At 43.8% G+C, this 20,867-nt stretch carries 17 protein-coding genes; 5 read left to right on the top strand and 12 right to left on the bottom strand.

Translation table 11 applies throughout. The features are described from left to right. The first annotated feature begins 152 nt into the window (after positions 1-152). Positions 153-953, top strand: coding sequence for a lysophospholipid acyltransferase family protein (locus tag FQV37_RS04810; protein WP_160021506.1), 801 nt, complete (start codon positions 153-155; stop codon positions 951-953). Between the two features lie 158 nt (positions 954-1,111). Here FQV37_RS04810 and FQV37_RS04805 read toward each other — a convergent pair whose 3' ends face one another. Both FQV37_RS04805 and FQV37_RS04800 read right to left on the bottom strand, forming a co-directional pair. After that, on the bottom strand, positions 1,112-2,152 hold the full coding sequence (locus FQV37_RS04805; RefSeq protein WP_160021505.1) for an aldo/keto reductase: 1,041 nt from the start codon (positions 2,150-2,152) through the stop codon (positions 1,112-1,114). 100 nt (positions 2,153-2,252) lie between these two features. Then, positions 2,253-2,750, bottom strand: coding sequence for an FKBP-type peptidyl-prolyl cis-trans isomerase (locus tag FQV37_RS04800; RefSeq protein WP_160021504.1), 498 nt, complete (start codon positions 2,748-2,750; stop codon positions 2,253-2,255). Positions 2,751-2,925: 175 nt separating this feature from the next. On the opposite strand from FQV37_RS04800, the gene FQV37_RS04795 reads away from it, so the two are divergent. After that, positions 2,926-3,594 (top strand): DUF1294 domain-containing protein, encoded by a 669-nt coding sequence (locus tag FQV37_RS04795; protein ID WP_240990946.1) that lies wholly within the window; start codon positions 2,926-2,928, stop codon positions 3,592-3,594. Between the two features lie 145 nt (positions 3,595-3,739). Here the strand turns inward: FQV37_RS04795 and lspA are convergent, their stop codons facing one another. The 4 genes from lspA to FQV37_RS04775 form a co-directional block, all read right to left on the bottom strand. Then, positions 3,740-4,384 carry a signal peptidase II gene (gene lspA / locus FQV37_RS04790; RefSeq protein ID WP_160021502.1) on the bottom strand — a complete coding sequence of 215 codons (645 nt, stop codon included), beginning with the start codon at positions 4,382-4,384 and terminating at the stop codon, positions 3,740-3,742. After that, entirely contained in the window at positions 4,377-7,238 is a 2,862-nt protein-coding gene (ileS, locus tag FQV37_RS04785) for an isoleucine--tRNA ligase (protein WP_160021501.1), read from the bottom strand. The genes lspA and ileS overlap by 8 nt, the downstream gene beginning before the upstream one ends. A 443-nt stretch (positions 7,239-7,681) precedes the next feature. Then, positions 7,682-8,230 (bottom strand): protein disulfide oxidoreductase, encoded by a 549-nt coding sequence (locus FQV37_RS04780; RefSeq protein WP_160021500.1) that lies wholly within the window; start codon positions 8,228-8,230, stop codon positions 7,682-7,684. 216 nt (positions 8,231-8,446) lie between these two features. Beyond that, positions 8,447-10,084, bottom strand: a complete 1,638-nt coding sequence (locus FQV37_RS04775; RefSeq protein WP_102094613.1) for a carbon-nitrogen hydrolase family protein — start codon at positions 10,082-10,084, stop codon at positions 8,447-8,449. Between the two features lie 537 nt (positions 10,085-10,621). On the opposite strand from FQV37_RS04775, the gene FQV37_RS04770 reads away from it, so the two are divergent. After that, entirely contained in the window at positions 10,622-11,251 is a 630-nt protein-coding gene (locus FQV37_RS04770) for a BLUF domain-containing protein (RefSeq protein ID WP_114701153.1), read from the top strand. A gap of 90 nt (positions 11,252-11,341) precedes the next feature. Here the strand turns inward: FQV37_RS04770 and FQV37_RS04765 are convergent, their stop codons facing one another. Next, positions 11,342-12,778: an FAD-binding oxidoreductase gene (locus FQV37_RS04765; RefSeq protein ID WP_160021499.1), complete on the bottom strand. Its 1,437-nt coding sequence runs from the start codon at positions 12,776-12,778 to the stop codon at positions 11,342-11,344. A 336-nt stretch (positions 12,779-13,114) separates the two neighbouring features. Here FQV37_RS04765 and serA point away from each other — a divergent pair, with 336 nt between their 5' ends. Beyond that, positions 13,115-14,341: a phosphoglycerate dehydrogenase gene (gene serA / locus FQV37_RS04760; protein WP_057758460.1), complete on the top strand. Its 1,227-nt coding sequence runs from the start codon at positions 13,115-13,117 to the stop codon at positions 14,339-14,341. 149 nt (positions 14,342-14,490) lie between these two features. Here the strand turns inward: serA and trhO are convergent, their stop codons facing one another. The 4 genes from trhO to metX form a co-directional block, all read right to left on the bottom strand. Beyond that, complete coding sequence (gene trhO, locus FQV37_RS04755; protein WP_160021498.1) at positions 14,491-15,549, bottom strand: oxygen-dependent tRNA uridine(34) hydroxylase TrhO; 1,059 nt, start codon at positions 15,547-15,549, stop codon at positions 14,491-14,493. Positions 15,550-15,778: 229 nt separating this feature from the next. Further along, on the bottom strand, positions 15,779-16,360 hold the full coding sequence (locus FQV37_RS04750) for a tetratricopeptide repeat protein (protein ID WP_057758462.1): 582 nt from the start codon (positions 16,358-16,360) through the stop codon (positions 15,779-15,781). 413 nt (positions 16,361-16,773) lie between these two features. After that, positions 16,774-17,382, bottom strand: coding sequence for a methionine biosynthesis protein MetW (metW, locus tag FQV37_RS04745; RefSeq protein ID WP_160021497.1), 609 nt, complete (start codon positions 17,380-17,382; stop codon positions 16,774-16,776). Beyond that, the gene (metX, locus tag FQV37_RS04740; protein WP_160021531.1) at positions 17,379-18,764 is read right to left on the bottom strand and encodes a homoserine O-acetyltransferase MetX; all 1,386 of its coding nucleotides are present in this window, start codon (positions 18,762-18,764) and stop codon (positions 17,379-17,381) included. Before metX ends, metW begins: the two co-directional genes overlap by 4 nt. A 468-nt stretch (positions 18,765-19,232) precedes the next feature. Between metX and hemH the strand changes: the two genes are divergently transcribed. Then, the gene (gene hemH / locus FQV37_RS04735; RefSeq protein WP_160021496.1) at positions 19,233-20,252 is read left to right on the top strand and encodes a ferrochelatase; all 1,020 of its coding nucleotides are present in this window, start codon (positions 19,233-19,235) and stop codon (positions 20,250-20,252) included. Positions 20,253-20,366: 114 nt separating this feature from the next. On the opposite strand, the gene FQV37_RS04730 is transcribed toward hemH, so the two are convergent. After that, entirely contained in the window at positions 20,367-20,741 is a 375-nt protein-coding gene (locus FQV37_RS04730) for a hypothetical protein (RefSeq protein WP_101204249.1), read from the bottom strand. Positions 20,742-20,867: the final 126 nt, after the last annotated feature.

The raw sequence follows: 20,867 nt of genomic DNA, 5'->3' as shown, positions 1-20,867 counted from the left end.
GCGGATAATTTTTTATAAATCTGCTTTATTACCCGTTTGTATAAAAGTCGGCACTCACTGAGTGAACAAGCTATCACTGAGTGTGCGAACTTTGTTATACTGGGCTCGTTTTTTGACTATTAAACACCCGTTATTTAATCATGAGGGCGAAGATGAGCCAAGCTAAATCAAGCTTTTCACTCAGACGACAGTTGAGCCGAGGTAGACAGGTTGCTGGTATGACCACGACTATGGTCGGCGGCATACGCGCGGCGAAGCGTATCGGTGCCTTTAAGCAGCCACCACGCGAAACCCTACCACGCTATATCCAGACATTCTGCCGCAAGATGGCAGGCTCTTTTGGGGTAAAAGTGGTAGAAGTGGAACCTGTAGAGCAGTTCCATGGCTTGTGGGTATCGAATCACGTGTCATGGATGGATATCCCTGTCGTTGGTACTGTGAGCCCAGCGTTCTTTTTATCCAAGGCTGAAATCGGTGAATGGCCTGTATTTGGCAAACTTGCTCATGCCGCAGGGACGCTTTTCATCGAGCGTGGTTCCGGTGATGCAAGCTCAGTATCGGCGCAGATTGCTGACTTTTTAGCCAAAGGTTTTTCGATTATTTTCTTCCCTGAGGCGACGACCACTAGTGGTAAAAAAGTAAAGCGCATTCATGGAACATTGCTGCAAGCAGCCATAGATGCTGATGTGCCTATCAGACCGATCATCATCGCTTATGTCAATAAAGATGGCACACTAAGCGACGCATTGCCATACTATGGTAAGCTTACAATGAAAGAAAGTATGAAAAAAGTGCTCGATAGCAAAAACGTGACCGCTTACGTGTTGCCACTTGCGCCTATAGATCCAGAAGGTCGTAACAAGAGTGAGCTGACCAATTTATTACAAGCACGCATGAATGAAGGGCTAGCAGATCTACATTCAAGAGTCCTTAGCGCACCAGTTGAAGAATGATTACTTAGAGTTGAGCTAGTATAGCTAATCTCAGCCAGTTAATAAAAGGGCGCAAATCGAAACGATTTGCGCCCTTTTTTATAGGAAGTTTAATAGAGCATGCATAATCTTATTTATCCAGCAGGCTCTATTAACATCCAGTCTCTATAAAATACCAACTATGGCGATGGATTAGGCTGCTGTGTGTGCACCGCTTCAATCGCTTCTAAGACATCTGCTGTTAGCTCCACATTGACACTATCGATGTTTGATTTGAGTTGCTCGGTCGTGGTTGCCCCAATGATGTTACTGGTGACAAAGTGACGAGAGTTTACGAAAGCCAATGACATCTGCGCCATGTCCAGACCTGCATCAGCAGCTATCTTGGCATATTGTTCAGTGGCTGATTTGGCTTGCTCATTCACATAACGTCCAAAACGATCGTACATTGTGAGGCGTGCGCCAGTTGGACGTTTGCCATCAAGATACTTACCAGACAACACGCCAAAACCAAGCGGTGAATATGCAAGTAGCCCCACATTTTCACGATGGGCAATCTCTGCCATACCGACTTCGTATAAACGGTTCAATAGGCTATATGGATTTTGTACGGTAAGTGGTGGAATTAGACCGTTTTTATCTGCTTCCCATAGGTAGCGCATGAGTCCCCACGCGGTATCATTCGATAAACCATAAGCACGAATACGACCTTTTTTGATCTCATCATTCAGGGCCTGAATAGTCTCTAGAAATGGCGTTAAATCGTCTAATGACTGTGCTGCCATCTCTTCATCATAGCCGCGCTGACCAAAGAAATTCGCTTGGCGTTCAGGCCAATGCAGCTGATAGATATCGATATAGTCGGTTTGTAGACGTTCCAAATTCCCGTCAATAGCGCTGCTGATGTGATCGGCATTAAAGCGCGTTTGACCATCACGCAAAAAGTTCATTGGCGATATCTTGCTAGCGAGAATAACTTTGTCACGCTGTTTAGTCTTGTTAAACCAAGTACCCATAAAGCGCTCGGTATCACCTTGTTTGTCTTTATCTGGTGGTGACGGGTACATCTCGGCGGTATCCCAAAAGTTCACACCCTCAGAGAGCGCCATGTCCATTTGCTCATGTGCTTCGGACTCAGTATTTTGCTGTCCCCACGTCATCGTGCCTAGACAAATTTTAGATACTTTTTCATTGAGTTGCGGTAACGTTTGATACTGCATATAAGTCTCCCTTTTGGCTGTTTTTATCGATATTAATTTTTATCGTCGCTAGTTTTTATCTTAGTTAACGTTTAACGAGTTTTCGTTAGTTTTTAAACGGCTACATTAACTTGATGCCTGTGACACCAGGCGGTGTGACTTTAAAGATTTTTACTTTGAACAACACGTCTTGTCCAGCAAGCGGATGATTAAAGTCGACTTCGACTTGATCATCATCGATGGCACTGATCGTACCGGGCAGCGTGTTTTTCCCTTTGTCTTCGAACTCAACCATCATGCCAATTTCTGGATTGTCAGCGACTAGCGCAAACTGAGTACGGCTAAAATGTTGGATGTTTTCAGGATTCCACTCACCAAAAGCTTGCTCTGGCTCAAGGTGTGCGGTACGAGTGTCACCGGCGCGCAAGTTCATCAGTACTTTCTCAAAACCAGGTAACAAGCTCTCATCACCAATGGTCAAAGACACAGGTGCATCACGATTAAAGGTTGAGTCGATGATGGTGCCGTTCTCTAGTGAAACTTCAAAGTGCAGCTTAACGAGGCTGCCGTAAGCGATACGAGTGTCTTCGTTTGGGTTAATAAATTGAGATTGAGTCATAATAAAAAGCCATCGGTTGCTAGAATAGAAAATAATGCGTTTGATTAAAGTGTTTTTAATTGCAGTATTATAGTGTAAGAAATAATAAGCCATCTAAGACCAGATGTAAGCGTCAATAATGTAACGCAGATGGTGTACTATAATTGGCAATTCTAAAAGATATGAGGTGTCGGTAGTGAATAAACAACAAGGCACTGTCAAAAAATGGCAGGACGATAAAGGGTTTGGCTTTATTGAAACTGAAGCGGGCGAGTCTGTCTTCTTTCATGTGAGTGAGTTTAAGGCTCAGCGCCGTCCTAACATCGGTGAGGCAGTGGTCTTTAGCATTGGACAAGATGCGGAGGGACGCAAGCGAGCCACGCAAGTACAAGAGCTTGGGTTTGTACAGCAAAAAATGGCACAAAAAAATCATCAGATCCGTCAGCGCAATCAGAAACGTAGCCATCAAGCAGAGTTTGAAGCGGGCCAAAAGAAACGCTCGTTTCTTGGACTGGCTTTTTATGGTGTCTTAGCTTTATTAGCAGCGACAGATAAACTAAGCTGGCTAGTGGTCGGCTGGTACGTCGTGCTAGGGATTATTACTTATGGCATGTATGCCAAAGACAAAGCTGCTGCGCAAAGTGGCGACTGGCGTACGCCTGAGTCTAAATTACATATACTAAGCGCGCTTGGCGGTTGGGTAGGTGCGCTATTGGCTCAGACGTATCTGCGTCACAAATCACAAAAGCCTGAGTTTCGAGTGACTTATTATTTGACCGTTGTCATCAATATGGCAGGGCTATTGTTTTTATTGGCAGGTGGTGGCTTAGAGACTGTCACTGATTTATTAACAGAGTTTCTATAACTATATTATAGATACTGCTATAGTTGGTGACATCAATGTTTATATAAAAAATTGTTTTTAATAGCAGATAAAAAAAGGTGGGTTACGACTGCGTAACCCACCTTTTCAATTTATAAATTGAACTATTATCTCTAGCTATAGACGGTTATGAACGTGGCATTTCACGCTTCTTTTCCAAAAACAGCATGTCAATGACAATCAATAATACACCGATAGAAATACCAATATCTGCAATATTAAAAATCGGATAATGCCAAACATCGGCATAGTGCACATGGATAAAGTCAATCACATGACCATGTAGTAAGCGGTCAATCAAATTACCAAGCGCACCGCCCAATACCATGGCAAGTCCAAGCGAGAGTAGTGTGGCTTTGCGAGGCGCTTTGAGCAAATAGATAATCAAAAACAGCGACATGAGTAATGCCAGTCCTGAAAAAAACCACTTTTGCCAACCGCCAGCATCTGCCAAAAAGCTAAATGCTGCGCCATAATTATAAGCGAGTGTCCAATTAAGAAATGGCTCGATCACTGGCACTGGATCATGAAAGGTCAGCTTGGTTTCTGCCAGCCACTTGGTCCACTGATCTATGACAATGATAATCAGCGCCAGCGCATACCACATAAAAGCACGACTACCGTTAGCTACCATTTTTGGTGTCTTGGTCAATCGACTTCTAGGTGTGGTCGAGCTACCTGTAGTCGCATGAGCAGGCTGAGGCGAATGATCAACCTCAGCTTGCGACGGCTTATTGTGCTGGCTATCAGGTGTATCTGTTGGGTTAGGCATAATGGCGCACCTCGCCATCGCCACTGACATTGGTCACGCAGCGACCGCATAGCTCAGGATGGGCGCTATCTGTGCCGATATCATCACGGATGTGCCAGCAGCGTACGCACTTAGTACCGGTAGCTGCACTGACTTGCACGACTAAGTCGATAACTTCATCTGTACTTTCTGCGGTCGTATCGTCTGTCTGCTTGATACTATCAGCAGGTGCTTCGCTCATTGGCTTTAGTTCTGCGTTACTAGTAATCAATACAAAGCGCAGTTCTTCACCCAGCTTGGCTAAGCTCTCATGCATAGCACCGTCAGCATATAAGCTCACGTCGGCAGACAAGTTGGCATTGATAATTTTTTCACCACGTGCGGTTTCGATATGCTTGTTTACCATGTCTTTGGCAAACATAATACGCTGCCAGTCATCATTGCTGATGGCGCTTAGCTCAAATGCTGGGAACTCGTACCACTCTTGAGTGAATACATAGCCGCCTTTATCAGCCTCACGTTGGTTCAGTACTTCCCAAGCCTCTTGCGCCGTGAATGACAAGATCGGTGTGATCCAGCGAATCAGTGCATGAGTGATATGGTAGATAGCCGTCTGCGCAGAGCGACGAGGCTGACCATCTGCCTGCGTGGTGTACTGACGATCCTTGATAATATCTAGATAGAAGCTACCCAAGTCTTGCGAGCAAAACGCTGTCACGTGCTGAGTGACTTGGTGAAAGTCCATCGCATCATAAGCGCTAATGATTTGCGCTTGTACGGTTTGTGCGCGCTCAATGATGAATTTATCAAGGCTAACCAATTCATTGATATCAATGCTATCAGTCGCTGGATTGAAGTCATCGGTATTGGCAAGTAAGAAACGTAAGGTATTACGGATACGGCGATACATATCGATCGCACCTTTAAAGACCGTTTTACCCGCGCTCATCTCATAACGATAGTCACTTGAGGCAATCCATAGACGCAGCATATCCGCGCCTGTTTTATTGATCTCTTCTTGCGGGGTGATAATGTTGCCAAGTGACTTACTCATTTTGCGACCGTTTTCATCGACCACAAAGCCATGCGTCAGTACTTGCTTAAACGGTGGACGCTCATACATCGCTTCTGACGTCAGTAGTGACGTCTGGAACCAGCCGCGATGCTGGTCAGAGCCTTCTAGATACATATCAGCTGGATTGGTCAATTCATCACGTTGATCAAGTACCGCAAAATGCGTTGTGCCTGAGTCAAACCAAACGTCTAGTGTATCGGTAGCTTTGTCATAGTCAGCGGCTTCACTGCCTAAGAAATCTTCACAGCTAGCATCAAACCACGCTTCTACGCCGCCTTCATTGATTTTTTGCGCCGCAGTTTCCATTAGCTCAAGGGTGTTTGGATGCAGCTCGCCTGTTTCCTTATGCGTAAAGAAAGTAATCGGCACGCCCCACGTACGCTGACGCGAAATACACCAATCAGGACGACCCGTCATCATTGATTCGATACGATTTTGTCCCCACGCTGGCGTCCAGTTGACTGTAGGGATGTCAGCAAGCGCGCGAGCACGTAGGCCTTTGGTTTCCATATTGATAAACCACTGAGGCGTAGCACGGAAAATAATTGGCGACTTATGACGCCAGCAATGCGGATAGCTATGCTCAATTTTGGTATGGCTGATTAGATGACCATTTTCATGTAGTGCAGCAATGATTTTTGGATTGGCTTTATAGATGTGCTCGCCTGCAAATACTGCAGCGCTATCTAAATAAACGCCCGTACCGCTTACGGGGTTTTCCACTGGTAAGTTGTATTTTAGACCAACGATATAATCGTCTAAACCGTGACCAGGTGCAGTATGTACCAGACCAGTACCACTATCAGTAGTTACATGATCGCCCAAAATGAGTGGCACTTGACGGTCTGCAATTAGTGGATGCTGGGCATGTAGGCCTTCAAGCTCGCTGCCTGATACAGTTGCTAGGATGCCGTTATTTTCTAGTTTTAGCTCACTTAACGCAGTTTCGACAAGATCCGCTGCGAGTAACAGATTGCCTTTTTTAGTAGCGACCACGCTATAGTTATGCTCAGGATGTACTGAGATAGCTTGGTTGGCAGGTAGTGTCCATGGCGTGGTGGTCCAAATAACAGCAGCGATATTGCCCGCTATTTCAGCCAATGCAGCTACTTTATCTGTACCAAGTACATCAAAACTGACATAGATCGCGTCAGAGACTTTGTCTTGATATTCTACTTCTGCTTCTGCTAGGGCAGAGCTACAGTCCAAGCACCAGTTGACCGGCTTCATACCGCGAGTCACATGACCATTGTCATAGATTTTGGCAAGCGCACGTACGATGTTGGCTTCTTGATGGAAGTTCATGGTCAGATAAGGGTTGTCCCAATCACCAAACACACCTAAGCGCTTGAAGTCTGCTTTTTGCAGTTCAATCTGAGTACTCGCATACTCGCGGCATAGACCACGGAATTCGGTAGCAGACACTTTTTGACCGACTTTACCAACCTTAGCTTCGACTTTTTGTTCGATTGGCAGACCATGACAATCCCAACCAGGGACATAAGGCGCATCAAATCCTGATAAGGTTTTTGATTTTACAATAATGTCTTTTAGTACTTTATTGACTGCGTGACCCAAGTGAATCTGACCATTGGCGTATGGAGGGCCATCGTGCAAAATATACTTGGTTGCACCAGCACGCGCCTGACGAATTTTACCGTACACGTCATCCGCTTCCCAAGCAGCCAACCAATCTGGCTCGCGCTTGGCAAGGTTTGCGCGCATCGCAAATGGCGTATCCGCAAGGTTCAGCGTGTCTTTGTAATCTTGGCTTGGTGTGTCAGTGCTTTTATCAGTCATAGAAGGTATCTTTTTAAAAGGTAGGTTTGTGTGTCGGTTCAAAACCGGATACAAGGCTCGATGTAGTTCAATATAGTACTGAGGGTCACGCGGTATTGATAATGCTTAATTACTAATAGTAGGTATATTGCTCATCATAGTCGGTTTATCAACCATCATGTCAATAAATACCCATTGTCGCTCATTAGTCGGTAAATAGTTACGTCAATAATAAATGGTAACGAGACGATTGCAACATAAAATATGCTAGTAAAAATAATTCAAAAAAATATTTAGATCGGCAGCTATTATATGACAAAAAGGGTAGGGTAAAAAGAGCTGTGCGAGGTCAGTCCAATTTTGTCCAATATCAATCGTTTATCTACGTCATATATCATTGGTGAAGACATAGCTATAAGCTCTTTGAATGATTATTTATTGAAGCATAAAGTACGACTCAAGTACTAAAAAACAGACGCCAACCATAAGCGCAGTTTCAATGACCATAATGGCTGAATCCCTGTTAGCCCTTGTGTCATCTCGCCATTCTCTAATACCACATAGGACGGTGTGATTTGTCCTTGCCAATCTGCAAAGATATTGCCTTGTTGATCATTTATGGTGGTGAAATCAAACTGATGCTGATCGAGGTAGCCGCGTAACTCTTGGTTTGAGCCGGACTGTACGGCAACAGTGACAACGGGATAGTTATCTGCTGCTAGTTTATTGATAGTGGGCGAAGTAAAACTACAGACTGAACACCACATACCCCAAAAGTATACCAGTGTAGGCCGCTCATGACTCATCGCTGCCAAATCGATAGTTTGCCCTTGGTAATCGGTCAGTTGCAATTGAGGGTTGGCAGGCATAATAGGCTGTCGCCACCAATTGACCACGCTATAGATCACGACAAACATGAGACCATATAACATTATCGTTTTAAGTATCGAAATGATCTTTCGCTTCGGCTGCTTCTTTGCCTTTAGTTCTGTTTGCTCAATATCAGTCGTCATGACGTCCGCTTTTTAGTTTGCATGTTGTTTTCAGTTATTTTCAGTTGTTCTAAAATAATGGCTTATCGTCACTGCTTATCTTATCGTGATTGCCTATATGATCATTGCATGAAGAGTCGACAGTAGATAAAAATAAACGGCTGAAAATCAGCCGTATTATTTATAAAGTCTACTATAAGTGTGCGACGTCAACCGACCATAACTAACTACAATTAACTACGGCTTTTGTGCTCGGTTTTGTAATGGATCACCAATCAGTACGCTGCCTGAATTTTCGCGGCGCTGCTCATCACTTAACTTGCTCGCTGGAACTTTGGCTTTGCGCTTCCACTTTAAGCTGAACAAATCATCACGGCGATCGATTAAGTTATGTACTGAGCCTTCGTGACGAACGTGAGTCAGCTTGTCCAAGTTTACATCAGAGAAGAACACCATCTCCGTGTTGGCAGTGGTCTCTGCCATAATCGCATCATGCGGGAACGCAAAGTCTGACGGTGAAAAAATCGACGACTGAGCGTACTGAATATCTAAACTCTCAACTTGCGGTAAGTTACCGACTGAACCACAAATCATCACATAGCATTCGTTTTCGATAGCACGGGCTTGCGCGCAGTGGCGGACACGTAGATAGCCGTTTTTGGTGTCAGTCCAGAAGGGCACAAACAAGATATCCATGTCATCAAGTGCCATCAGACGTGCAAGCTCAGGGAACTCAACATCGTAGCAGACCAAGATGCCGATACGACCCGCATCCGTGTCGAATACTTTGACTTCATCGCCACCTTCGATTACCCAAGCGCTGCGCTCATGCGGAGTAATATGAATCTTGCGTTGCTCTTCAACCGTACCATCACGGCGGCACAGATAGCTGACGTTGTATAAGGTATCGTCTTCGTCCAGTAACGGCATCGAACCGGTAATGACGTTGACGTTATAGCTGACCGCTAAATGCGAGATTTCATTTTTGAACCACTCGGTATAACCCGCCAAAAATCGAATGGCAATATTTTGATCGGTTTCTTCGCATAGACCCATCAATGGCGCATTGAAAAACTCAGGTAAGCAAGCAAAGTCTGAGTTGTAGTCAGCCATGATATCGACAAAGAACTCAACCTGTTGCAGTAATTCTTCAGGTGATTCGACTTCACGCATCTGCCACTGAATACCACCTATACGCACTTCAGACTTGCGAGTATTAGGCTTATAGTCTTTAGGCTCATAGTAAATATTTGCCCACTCAAGCAAGGTAGCAAAGCCCTTTGATTGTTTATCATCTGGTAGGTAGGCAGTCAAAATACGTTTAACGATAAAGCCATTAGACAGCTGGAACGACAAAGCTGAGTCGTGAATTTCACGGCTTTCAACGGCATCAATATATTCGCCTGGAGTCAGATCTTTATGGTTATGATAGTTAGGTATGCGTCCACCGGCTAAGATAGCGCGGAAGTTTAACTGTCGGCACAGCTCCTTGCGCGCATCATACAGACGACGACCGAGGCGGTAGCCGCGATAATCAGGGTCGATGAGTGCATCTAAACCATAAATGGCATCACCTTCTGGATTGTCTCTAATGATTTCTTTTTGCCCAATCAAATCGTCATAAGTGTGCGGGTTTGAAAATTTGGCATAGTCAACGCGCATAGAGAGCACGATACCAATCAGCTGATCATGATCAAACAAAGCAATCTGACCTTCAGGGAAAGCGTCAATCAAAGTATGAATGGTTGTCTTTGACCATGCGCCACCCAAGTTTACATAGACACGATCCATTAAGGCTTTTAATTGCGGGTAATCTTTTTTCTTAATCTCAGCAATCGTGAGATGAAAGTCATCTAGTTTTTCCATCTTACTCATAAGTTTCCTGTTTTAAATAGCTATTGAATGTAGTGGTATCAAATAATGGTGTTATAGCACGTTGATGTACCGATTTTTGTGCAAAAAAGTAATAAAAACATTCCAATAGGAAGATATTGTCGTTACAATAATTTATTGCCGTATTTACAATAGGTTATGTTGATATCTTATGCAGTTTTGCCCACTATATTTAGTACTGTTTTTGACTAATGTATAGGATTAAAGGATAGTGAACGCCGCATTCTATATCGCCTTATACATATTAAGTTTGTGAGCACCAATAAGCACATAACTCTGCATTATCATTTTGCCTGCGACTGTCTTGCTATTTATTATCTCAATATAGAATCTAAATAATATCTATCAGCACCTTTTGTTTTGCTTGTTATCATAGCAAGCTATAACGGTAATAACAGTCTCACGTAGTAAATATTTGCTACGTTTTTGTGAGTCAATTTTTTGGTTCAACTCAGGCATAGTATTGTGTTGCTTGTTTCGTTTAGCCGTATCTCATCGGCTTCTTAGGATTATTTTATTATGCCTTTAAATCATACCAATAGAATCATGAAGTGGGATGACATAGATGACTCCGCTTTGGTTCAGTTGGTTTATGTCAGTACGCTGACTCTTGGCTCGCGTTTGAGCACCTCTATTTTTGATGAAGTAGAAGGCCACGCACGTAACTACAATCAGCAGCATAACATCACAGGCACGCTATGCTACGGCAATGGTCATTTTCTGCAATGTATTGAAGGTAAAAAGTCAGACGTATTTAATCTGCAAGAGCGTATCTTCGTCGATAGTCGTCATAAAAATGTAGAAGTGTTGCTATTACAAGTTATCAATCATCGCAGCTTTGCCGACTGGCGTATGCGTTTGCTGTTTTTAGAGCGTTGGTTGTGGTCACCCGCGACCAAGAAACAGGCCGTACAATTATCCCCATTTTTACCATTTGCGCCGCACGGCTGGTCATCTGATCGGACCGAACAGTTTTTGCAAATTATCAAAACTTTTGATAGTCCACCCCATATTAAGGCGGCAGGTATTACTTATAATGCATTGGGTAATATGGTGCGTCATATCGCGGCACCGCATCAGGCGTTTCTGATTATTCAAGGGTTTTTGAGCATACTACTGGTCGTCGCATTGATACTGTTGTATTTATAAGTCGTAGTTTTTGCGAATTATAAACCAAAAAAAAGACGCTAGCCTCTCGGGTTAGCGTCTTTTTATTTGAGATAAGTGTTAAACATCTAATCACATATCAAAAATCTTACCACGGTTCATAATATTGTTTGGATCAAAAACCTTTTTGACCTCTTTTAAGTACTCAATTTCAGTCTCACTACGGCTATAGTGCAAGTACGGCTTCTTTGTCATACCAACCCCATGCTCAGCAGACACTGAACCACCATATTTCTGTACCGTCTCAAACACATATTTATTGACGACCTGACACTCAGCAAAGAAATCATCTTTATTCATATTCTCAGGTTTTAAGATATTGAGATGCAAATTACCATCGCCAATATGACCGAACCAACAGACTTCAAAGTCTGGATAGTTGCTACTGACAATGTGATCAATCTCTTCGATAAAGGTCGGTACGTGACTTATTAGCACCGAGACATCGTTTTTATAAGGGGTAAAGACTGAGATGGTCTCTGAGATATACTCACGTAGCTTCCATAGCTCTTCAGCCTGTGTGAGATTTTGACTCATCACCCCATCGACAACCCAACCTTGCTCCATACAATGCTCAAATATGGCCATGGCTTTATCCATAATCGGCTCATAAGGCGCTTCAAACTCTAATAGCGTATAAAACTTGGTACGTGATTCAAAGGGCTCTTGTACTTGACCATGTGCCATCAGCTTATCAATCGCTACATCGTCAAAGAACTCAAACGCTGTTAAATCAATCTGTGCTTGAAAAGCAGAGAGTACGTTCATCACATCGTTAAAGCTATCCATACCAAGTACCATGACGTTTAAGTCTTGTGGCTGACGCTCAAGTTTGATTTGCGCATGAGTAACAAGACCAAGCGTGCCTTCGCTACCGATGAATAGTTGGCGTAGGTCATAACCGGTGGCATTCTTTACCATGCCGCGATTCAGCTGCAAGATATCACCTTTACCAGTGACAACAGTCAGTCCCATAATCCATTGACGGGTCATGCCATAGCGAATGACTTTGATGCCGCCTGCGTTGGTGCCGATGTTGCCGCCTATCTGACTAGAGCCTGCTGAGGCAAAGTCGACAGGGTAGTATAGGTCTTTTGATTCAGCGAATTCTTGCAACTGCTGGGTGACGACACCGGCTTCGACTTCAACCATGCGATCGGCAGGATAGAACTGTCCGATCTGGTTCATTTTATCCATGCTAACGACGATTTCGCCGTTAGCAGCGACGGCACCAGCAGACAGACCAGTACGACCACCACTAGGCGTCAGGACAACATTATGCTCATTGGCAAGCAGGACGATAGTCTGTACTTGTTCGGTGGTCTTTGGAAAGACGATGGCAGCAGCAGCAGGAGCAAAGTGTTTGGTCCAGTCTTTACCCCAATGCTCTAAACTCTCAGCATCGGTTTTGATTTGGGTCGGGTCAAAATCATGGGTATCAGTAAGCGTGCTCAAGATGGTTTGCACGGCATTGGTTTCGGATGTGTTCTGAGCGGTAGTTGGCGTCATGGTCAAATCTCAATATTGGCGTAAGCACGATGCTGGGACTGTTTATTATATAGCGAAATAACTATAAATTCAGTGATGAGTCAGCTCGTAGAGTTAATAAGTGGATGATATTTTTTACCTATAAGAAGAGGTAAGTAATAAATAATTGATTCGAGCGGTTTCAAACAGAATAATTCACTATAGCATAAAAATTTTTCAGGCTTGATAACCAATAATTCATCTAATCTGCTAACATCGACCTCAAATTTTGTGTAAGATATCGGGACTGTTTTCGTTTCCTCCATCATAGATTATCCAACAGGTAATCTTATAAAACAATTATAGGACAGTTCTCATATGGCGTTATCACTACAAAAAGACAAAATCCGGTTTTTATTGCTTGAAGGTCTACATGACAATGCCCTAAAAGTATTGGAAGGAGCTGGTTACCATAACATCGAGAATATCAGTCACGCCTTAGATCAAGACGAGCTGATCGAAAAGATCAAAGATGCTCACTTTATCGGTATTCGTTCGCGCACTCAGTTGACGCGCGAAGTACTTGAGCACGCACACAAGCTTATCGGCATTGGTTGCTTTTGTATTGGTACCAACCAAGTAGATCTAGACGCAGCTCGTGATCTTGGTATCCCTGTCTTTAACGCGCCATTCTCGAACACTCGTTCGGTAGCTGAGCTAGTATTGGCAGAAGCCATTATGCTGTACCGCGGTATTCCTGAAAAGAATGCAACCGTACATCGCGGCGGCTGGGGTAAGTCTGCGACTAACTCACACGAAGTGCGTGGCAAGACTATCGGTATCGTCGGTTATGGTTCTATTGGCTCGCAGCTGTCTGTCTTGGCAGAAAGCTTCGGTATGAAAGTCATCTATCATGATGCCGTGACCAAGTTACCACTAGGCAACGCGGTACAAGTTGGTAGCTTAGAAGAGTTACTATCAACGGCTGATATCGTGACATTGCATGTACCTGATGTGCCAAGCACTCGCTATATGATGAAAGCTGAGCAGTTCGCTCAGATGAAAGAAGGCAGCTACTTTATCAATGCGGCTCGCGGTACGTGCGTCGAGATTGATGATCTAGCAGATGCGCTTGAGTCTGGTAAAATTTTGGGCGCGGCTATCGATGTGTTCCCAAAAGAGCCAAAATCAGCTGACGAAGAGTTTGAGTCACCACTACGTAAGTTTGATAATGTGATTTTGACGCCGCATATCGGTGGTTCAACCCAAGAAGCACAGGCCAATATCGGACTGGAAGTAGCAGATAAGTTTGTTAGATACTCTGACCAAGGTGATACGGCGACTGCTGTGAACTTCCCAGAAGTTTCTATTCCGTTCAAAGAAAACTCGCATCGTCTACTACACATTCACAAAAACGTGCCAGGCGTACTTTCTCAGATTAACCGCTTATTTGCTGAAGCTGGTATTAACATCCTAGCGCAGAGCCTGATGACAGAAGGTGATGTTGGTTATCTAGTGATGGATGTTGATTACAATGATTCGACCGCTGCACTAGACCAATTAAAAGATGTAGAAGAGACTATCCGCGTACGTATCTTATTCTAATATAGTCAATCCGCTTTCAAATTGGATTAACTATATCAGGGCTAATAGTTTTGATAGGCACTGAAGATTTATCATAAAAAAAGAGAGGCTCTATTGATTAGAGCCTCTCTTTTTTGTTTCACTTCTCTTTTATTGCACTAATGCTAAGTTTAGTTCGCTTTAGTGTTGTTTGCAGCTTCCGCTTGTAGACGCGCTTCCGTCTTAGCGGCTTTACGCTTTTCAATTACATCCATCACGTCGCTACCGATATGGGCTTCGCCACGCTTCTTGGCTAGCTGCATTTGGTGCTCGCGCTCACGGAAACGGGCTTTTTGCTCGTTGGTCGCTTTGTCGATACAGTGTGGGCAAGACTCGCCTTTGATATAGGCAGGGCTTTGCATGTCATCGACAGTGATCGGCATACGGCAAGCAAAACACTGCTCGTAGCTGCCTTTTTCTAAGTTGTGGTTGACCGAAACTCGATTATCAAAAACAAAGCAGTCGCCTTGCCACATAGAGTCACTGGCAGGAACTTCTTCTAGGTATTTTAGGATACCGCCTTCTAAATGATAGACCTCTTTAAACCCTTGCTCGCGTAAATAGGCAGTAGATTTTTCGCAGCGGATACCACCTGTACAGAACATTGCCACTTTTTTATGCTTGGTTGGGTCTAGCTCTTTTGAAACGTATTCTGGAAACTCACGGAACGTTTCAGTGTTTGGGTTGACTGCATTTTGGAAGGTGCCGATTTGCACTTCATAATCGTTACGCGTATCGATCAAGGTAACTTCGGGATCTGAGATCAACGCATTCCACTCGCTTGGCTTTACATAGCGACCAACGGATTCCAATGGATCGATATTCTCGACACCCATGGTAACGATTTCTTTTTTTAGCTTTACCTTAGTGCGATAAAAAGGCTGTGCGTCAGTATAGGATTCTTTAAAAGTAAACGTACCAATTGCCTCAATACTGCGCAGGTAGCCAAGTACGGTATCGATAGCTTGACGCGTACCAGAAATCGTACCATTAATGCCTTCGCTTGCAAGTAACAACGTACCTTTCACATCGTGATCGAGCATAGTGTTTAGGATAGGCTCACGATATTGCTCAAAATCAGCAAAGCGCGTGAACTTATATAGTGCGGCAACGACGATATTATTAGTTACACTATCGTATACAGGGGCTGAATTGTTGTCAGTTATCGCGGTTTCTTTGTTGATGCTCATGTCTTTCTCCTGCTGGCTAGGTCGCAAACCTAGTGCAATGATAATAAAAAAGTAGATAGGTATATAACATTATCTCAATTGTGGAATTGATTAATGCGCGCGTAGTGTAGCAAATTTTAGATGGGTTTTGAATAGTTTGTATTGCTTGGCTTGATGTTATAGAAAACAGAAAAGCCCAGTAAAATACTGAGCTTTTTTTATATTCAATTCGTAATACGAAAGTTAGAGTTTACTTACTCTGGAACCAAGTATCTGCTTTGCTACGAGCACTGGCGATGTCATCACTTGATAAGTTTAATGCCAACTGACCAATTTTACCGCGTGCTTTGTTACGGACTTTTTCGTCTAACATGCCATCACGGGCAGCCAAGTCATACCATTTATAGGCATCGACCAGATTTTTTTGCTTTTCATCTAATAGCGCAAGCGTGTAACTGGCACGGTTATCGCCACGCATCGCAGCTTTTTCTAACCACAGACGGGCTTGTTGCAAGTTAGGCTGTACACCTTCGCCGCGCAAATACATGATGGCAAGGTTTAACTGAGCAGGGGCAACACCTTGCTGAGCGGCTTTGGTGTACCACTGGATTGCTTGTTGGGTATTTTGCGCAATACCTTCACCTTTTTGCAAACGCTTGGCCAGATAGAACTGAGCGTGATCGTTACCTTGGGCGGCACGACTAGACAACTCGCTCACAGGCATCAGCTCAAAACGTGAGGTATCAAGCGGTACGTTTGATATTAACTCAGCATTGGCTAAACCAGCACAAGAAAATAATGCAGTAAACAACGCAGCTTTTAATAATTTCATAGCAGCTCCAAAATTAGGCAGTTAATAAGCAAAAAGAATTGTACCGCTAAACATTGTCTCGCTAAAGACAGTCAGACGGCGATAACAATTAGGTGGAATCTTGCGATATGAACTTACCTAATCATTAGCAAAAGGGGGTTGTCATCTCTAAATCAGAGATTTCACCCTAACTGATTAGACAAACGGTCGTAATAGTGGGGTGGCTGACAATATTTTGCTAGCTTAACACCCAAACTTACGAAACTCAAATACTAATTACAAGGTCTCATAGACGTTTGTACTTGATTGTCCTTAACAAAATCAGACAGTTACTAAAAAATTATATTAAGTTAACAATCTATTAAGGTTAATATCAGTACGTACAGCACTGTTTGGTATTCTATAAAACATAAAGACAGCTGAGCATTCACCGGTTATTTCTTGGTCACTCGGTAGATAGCGACGTCTGCTAAAAAGTTAGGGGCTTGTCTTATTAACGCTTTCATTAGCGGTGTGTGACCTTTCTCAGAATCGCTAACGGCAAAACGATTAATAATATGAATATCATGCTGCGCACATAACAGTTCAAAATCTTTAAAGGTACATAGGTGAATGTTCGGCGTGTTGTACCATTCGTAAGGCAGCGCTTCAGAGACAGGCATCATACCTTTTAGCCCTAAATGAATACGGTTTTGCCAATGCGCAAAGTTAGGGAAAGTGATGACTGCTTCACGGGCAACTCTCAGCATATCAAGCAACAACTCGTCAGGTGCTTTTACTGCTTGTAGGGCACGTGCCATGACGACCGTGTCAAAGCTGTTATCAGCAAAGCGCGCTAGACCATCGTTGAGGTCCTGCTCGACAATTGACAAGCCATTGCCAATTGCCTCATTGATTTTGTCTTCATCAATCTCTAGTCCGTAACCTGTTACGCCTAGTTTTTGCTGTAAGTGGGCAAGTAGCTCGCCATTGCCACAACCTAAGTCCAGTACATGTGCTTGCGGCGCAATCCAGCGCTCTGCCAGTTGGTGATCCATTCTCATGAGCGCTCTCCTGTGGCTGGGCGGCTAGGGGTAATAAATGGCGCAGTCAAAAACCCTTTAACCGCACCCATGTAGCGAGGAATATCAAACAAGAATGAGTCATGTCCGTGCGGCGCGTCAATATTGATATAGCTGACTGGTTTGCCAGTGGCCATCAGCGCATCGACAATCTCTTGCGAGCGCTCAGGTGCAAAGCGCCAGTCAGTGGTGAATGATACGACCAGATATTGGCATTGTGTATGGGCAAAGGCTGCTTTGAGCGCAGAAAGCTCTAGCTGACGATCAGATTCAATATCTTCAATCGTCGTCACTGCATCTTCTAACTCACTCTGTGCATTGGCTTTGCTAGATTCGACTGACGCCGCGATTGAGTCTTCTATTTGCACTGCCGACTCTGTAGTATCTTTTGCTACCGTTGATGGGTAGTCGCGTATTGGATAGTCGCGCGTCGGATCAAAGTAATCTAAGGCTTTGGTCATGAGCAGATAGGTATTGGCATCGAAGTTTTCACTAAAGCGTTCGCCTTGATAGCGTAGATAGCTTTCGACCTGAAACTCGACATCGTAACCATACATGAATTTACCTGATTTTAAATCACGGCCAAATTTGGCTTTCATCGCGTCATCAGTTAAATAGGTAATATGCCCAACCATACGCGCCAATATCAGTCCGCGACGAGGATAAGTGCCTTCTTGTATATAGCGCCCGTCTTTGAAGTCAGGATCGGATAATATAGATTGGCGCGCCACTTCGTTAAAGGCGATATTTTGAGCAGATAGCTTTGGCGTACTGGCGATGACCACACAGCGCTTTAACCGCTCTGGATAATCAACAGACCATTGTAGCGCTTGCATACCGCCCATTGAACCACCAACAATCGCATGCCAAACGTCGATGCCTAGACGATCTGAGAGCATTGCTTGGGTTTTTACCCAGTCTTTGATGGTGATCAGCGGAAAATCAGGGCCATACACTTGCGGCTCATCGCTGCTATTTGCATCAAGGCTGTCCGAACTAACACTATCCGAATCAACGCTATCAGGGTTAATAGTGGTAGGCCCTGTTGAACCAAAACAGCTGCCGATATTATTGACACATACTACATAAAACTGATTGGTATCAATTGCTTTATTGGGGCCAATCATATTGTCCCACCAGCCTGCTTTTTTGTCATCAGCACTATGGAAGCCAGCTGCATGATGATTGCCAGATAACGCGTGGCAAATCAGAATCGCATTTGATTTATCGCGATTGAGCGTACCGTAAGTCTCTACCATCAAGTCAAACGAGGGTAGGGTACGGTTGCATTCTAACGTTAAGGGCTCCGCGAAATGAAAATTTTGGGGCGTAACGACACCCACAGACCCTACAGCACTTTCAATATTGGCTGAGCTATTAGGGTGAGGTTGTGAATTAGGATGCTGGTCACTGGTATTATCAGAGCGTGCGTTCAAAGCTACCTCGCAAGACTACAATCATCAATAAAATAAAAGCAAAATGGCACATTACTAACAGGCTATTTTACCTACACGGTTTTTATAAACTGGGCCTGCCTATTGTATGGTGATGCGCGTTGGAGTACAACCGTCGAGCGCGCCTTTCGAGCGCATCGATCGTAGTTTTTATGGAACATACTTTATAAATGAATAACGAGTAAGCCGCCAGCATCAAGTAATCAAGAGTCAATAAATAGCAACTGCGTATCAAATTGTATAGGGGCGCTTTTAGCCCGCGTCATTAATAGATAAAATGCTACACTAATGAGGTGTTCGTTCAACTGTGTCTTAACAGTATCGTCTCTTATTATTTTGACCTAACCCTTAATAACTTACTGCTAATAAAGTGCTGCTATGAAACCTAAATTGCCCCCACGTATTGCCGTTTTGTTAGTGAATCTTGGTACCCCAGATGAGCCAACGGCACCTGCCGTACGTCGCTACCTCAAACAGTTTTTGTCAGACCCACGAGTGATCGAGATTCCCAAATTCCTATGGGCTATTATTCTGAATCTATTTGTCTTACCAAGTCGTCCTAAGCGCGTAGCAAAGGCTTACGCCAGTATTTGGGAAGGTGATTCACCAATTCGTAAAATACTAAAAAGCCAAGTTGAGCTATTAGAACCACGTTTGGCTGATAGTGTGGCACCATTTCGAGTCTCCGTGCATCCTGCGATGAGCTATGGTAACCCTGGTTTACCTGACGTTATGGATGCGCTACGTGGTGAAGGGGTTGATCATTTTGTTATTCTGCCGTTGTTTCCACAGTACTCTGCCTCTTCAGGTGGTGCCGTATATGATGCGCTGACGAAGTGGACGCTCAAGCAACGCAACTTGCCAAACTATACGATTGTCAAAGACTACTTTGCCCATCCGCTATATATTCAAGCTTTGGCCAACTCTATTCGCCGTTTTCAAGAGAAGCATGGCAAGCCTGAAAAGTTAATGTTTAGTTTTCATGGTATCCCGCAGCCTTATGCTGATAAAGGTGATCCGTATCCTAAACGTTGTAAATGTACGGCTGCGCAAGTGGCACATGAGCTTGGCCTGAACGATGACGAATGGATTATCAGTTTCCAATCACGCTTTGGTAAGCAAGAGTGGGTTAAGCCATATACCGATGTGGTGTTGGAAGATTGGGGTAAGTCAGGTGTGCGCTCGGTACAGGTAATCAGTCCGGCGTTTTCAGCAGACTGTCTAGAGACACTAGAAGAGTTAGCCATTGAAAACCGTGACAACTTCCTTAATGCTGGCGGGCAAGAGTATCATTATATTCCTGCACTAAACCTTGATGAGACACATATTGAATTGCTTGAAGCGTTGAGCTTGCCTTTGATAAAAGGTTGGGCTGGCACGCTAGATGGCTGGGTTTAGTCAATTAAGAGGCGCTGTTTCAGTAAGTTGAATAGTAAAACCAAAAAAGCACGCTTAATATAGTTAAGCGTGCTTTTTTGGTTTAGAGGGGTAGGTCAACAATCGTATTAAGTGCTAAAAGTCATCATCGTTGCTACGTTCGGCCGCTTCTCTATCCACAATATCCATCGCATCTGGATAATCGCTGTCATCAAGGTTGTCTTGAACCAAAATCTCATCGACCCGTGACTCATCGATATTTTGACGATGCGCAGGTGTCAGCCCTTGGGTCGCATCACTACCGACTTCTGAGTTATTAAATCCCGCACTATTATCAATCACATCATCGTTATCGATGGTATGCAGCATAGGATTGTCCAAATCGACCAATTGGTTGTCTTGTTCATCTTGATTGTTGTTATCTAAGTTATCGACGTTGTCATTGTTGTCACGACGATTACCGTCAATATGATCCATCTCTTCTGGTAGTGGATTTTTTGAGTTTTCCATGAATAATTCCTTATTGTAGTTATTAGATGTTGCCATCATTAGAAGTAAAATATCGCGCTGGCTTGTTAAAGCATCGCTCATTGCAATGTAGATAATATGCTTCTCAGTTTGTACGCTTAATCAACT

Source organism: Psychrobacter nivimaris, assembly GCF_009812035.1.
Lineage (GTDB): Bacteria > Pseudomonadota > Gammaproteobacteria > Pseudomonadales > Moraxellaceae > Psychrobacter > Psychrobacter nivimaris.
This window is presented reverse-complemented; position numbering and strand designations above follow the sequence as displayed.

Coding starts and splice junctions, on each gene's coding strand:
- ileS (WP_160021501.1), bottom strand. CDS start 7,238: ATGACTGATAAAAGCACTGACACACCAAGCCAAGATTACAAAGACACG.
- serA (WP_057758460.1), top strand. CDS start 13,115: ATGGCGTTATCACTACAAAAAGACAAAATCCGGTTTTTATTGCTTGAA.
- FQV37_RS04750 (WP_057758462.1), bottom strand. CDS start 16,360: ATGAAATTATTAAAAGCTGCGTTGTTTACTGCATTATTTTCTTGTGCT.
- hemH (WP_160021496.1), top strand. CDS start 19,233: ATGAAACCTAAATTGCCCCCACGTATTGCCGTTTTGTTAGTGAATCTT.
- trhO (WP_160021498.1), bottom strand. CDS start 15,549: ATGAGCATCAACAAAGAAACCGCGATAACTGACAACAATTCAGCCCCT.
- FQV37_RS04770 (WP_114701153.1), top strand. CDS start 10,622: ATGCCTTTAAATCATACCAATAGAATCATGAAGTGGGATGACATAGAT.
- FQV37_RS04780 (WP_160021500.1), bottom strand. CDS start 8,230: ATGACGACTGATATTGAGCAAACAGAACTAAAGGCAAAGAAGCAGCCG.
- FQV37_RS04730 (WP_101204249.1), bottom strand. CDS start 20,741: ATGGAAAACTCAAAAAATCCACTACCAGAAGAGATGGATCATATTGAC.
- FQV37_RS04775 (WP_102094613.1), bottom strand. CDS start 10,084: ATGAGTAAGATGGAAAAACTAGATGACTTTCATCTCACGATTGCTGAG.
- FQV37_RS04765 (WP_160021499.1), bottom strand. CDS start 12,778: ATGACGCCAACTACCGCTCAGAACACATCCGAAACCAATGCCGTGCAA.
- metW (WP_160021497.1), bottom strand. CDS start 17,382: ATGAGAATGGATCACCAACTGGCAGAGCGCTGGATTGCGCCGCAAGCA.
- FQV37_RS04800 (WP_160021504.1), bottom strand. CDS start 2,750: ATGACTCAATCTCAATTTATTAACCCAAACGAAGACACTCGTATCGCT.
- lspA (WP_160021502.1), bottom strand. CDS start 4,384: ATGCCTAACCCAACAGATACACCTGATAGCCAGCACAATAAGCCGTCG.
- FQV37_RS04810 (WP_160021506.1), top strand. CDS start 153: ATGAGCCAAGCTAAATCAAGCTTTTCACTCAGACGACAGTTGAGCCGA.
- FQV37_RS04805 (WP_160021505.1), bottom strand. CDS start 2,152: ATGCAGTATCAAACGTTACCGCAACTCAATGAAAAAGTATCTAAAATT.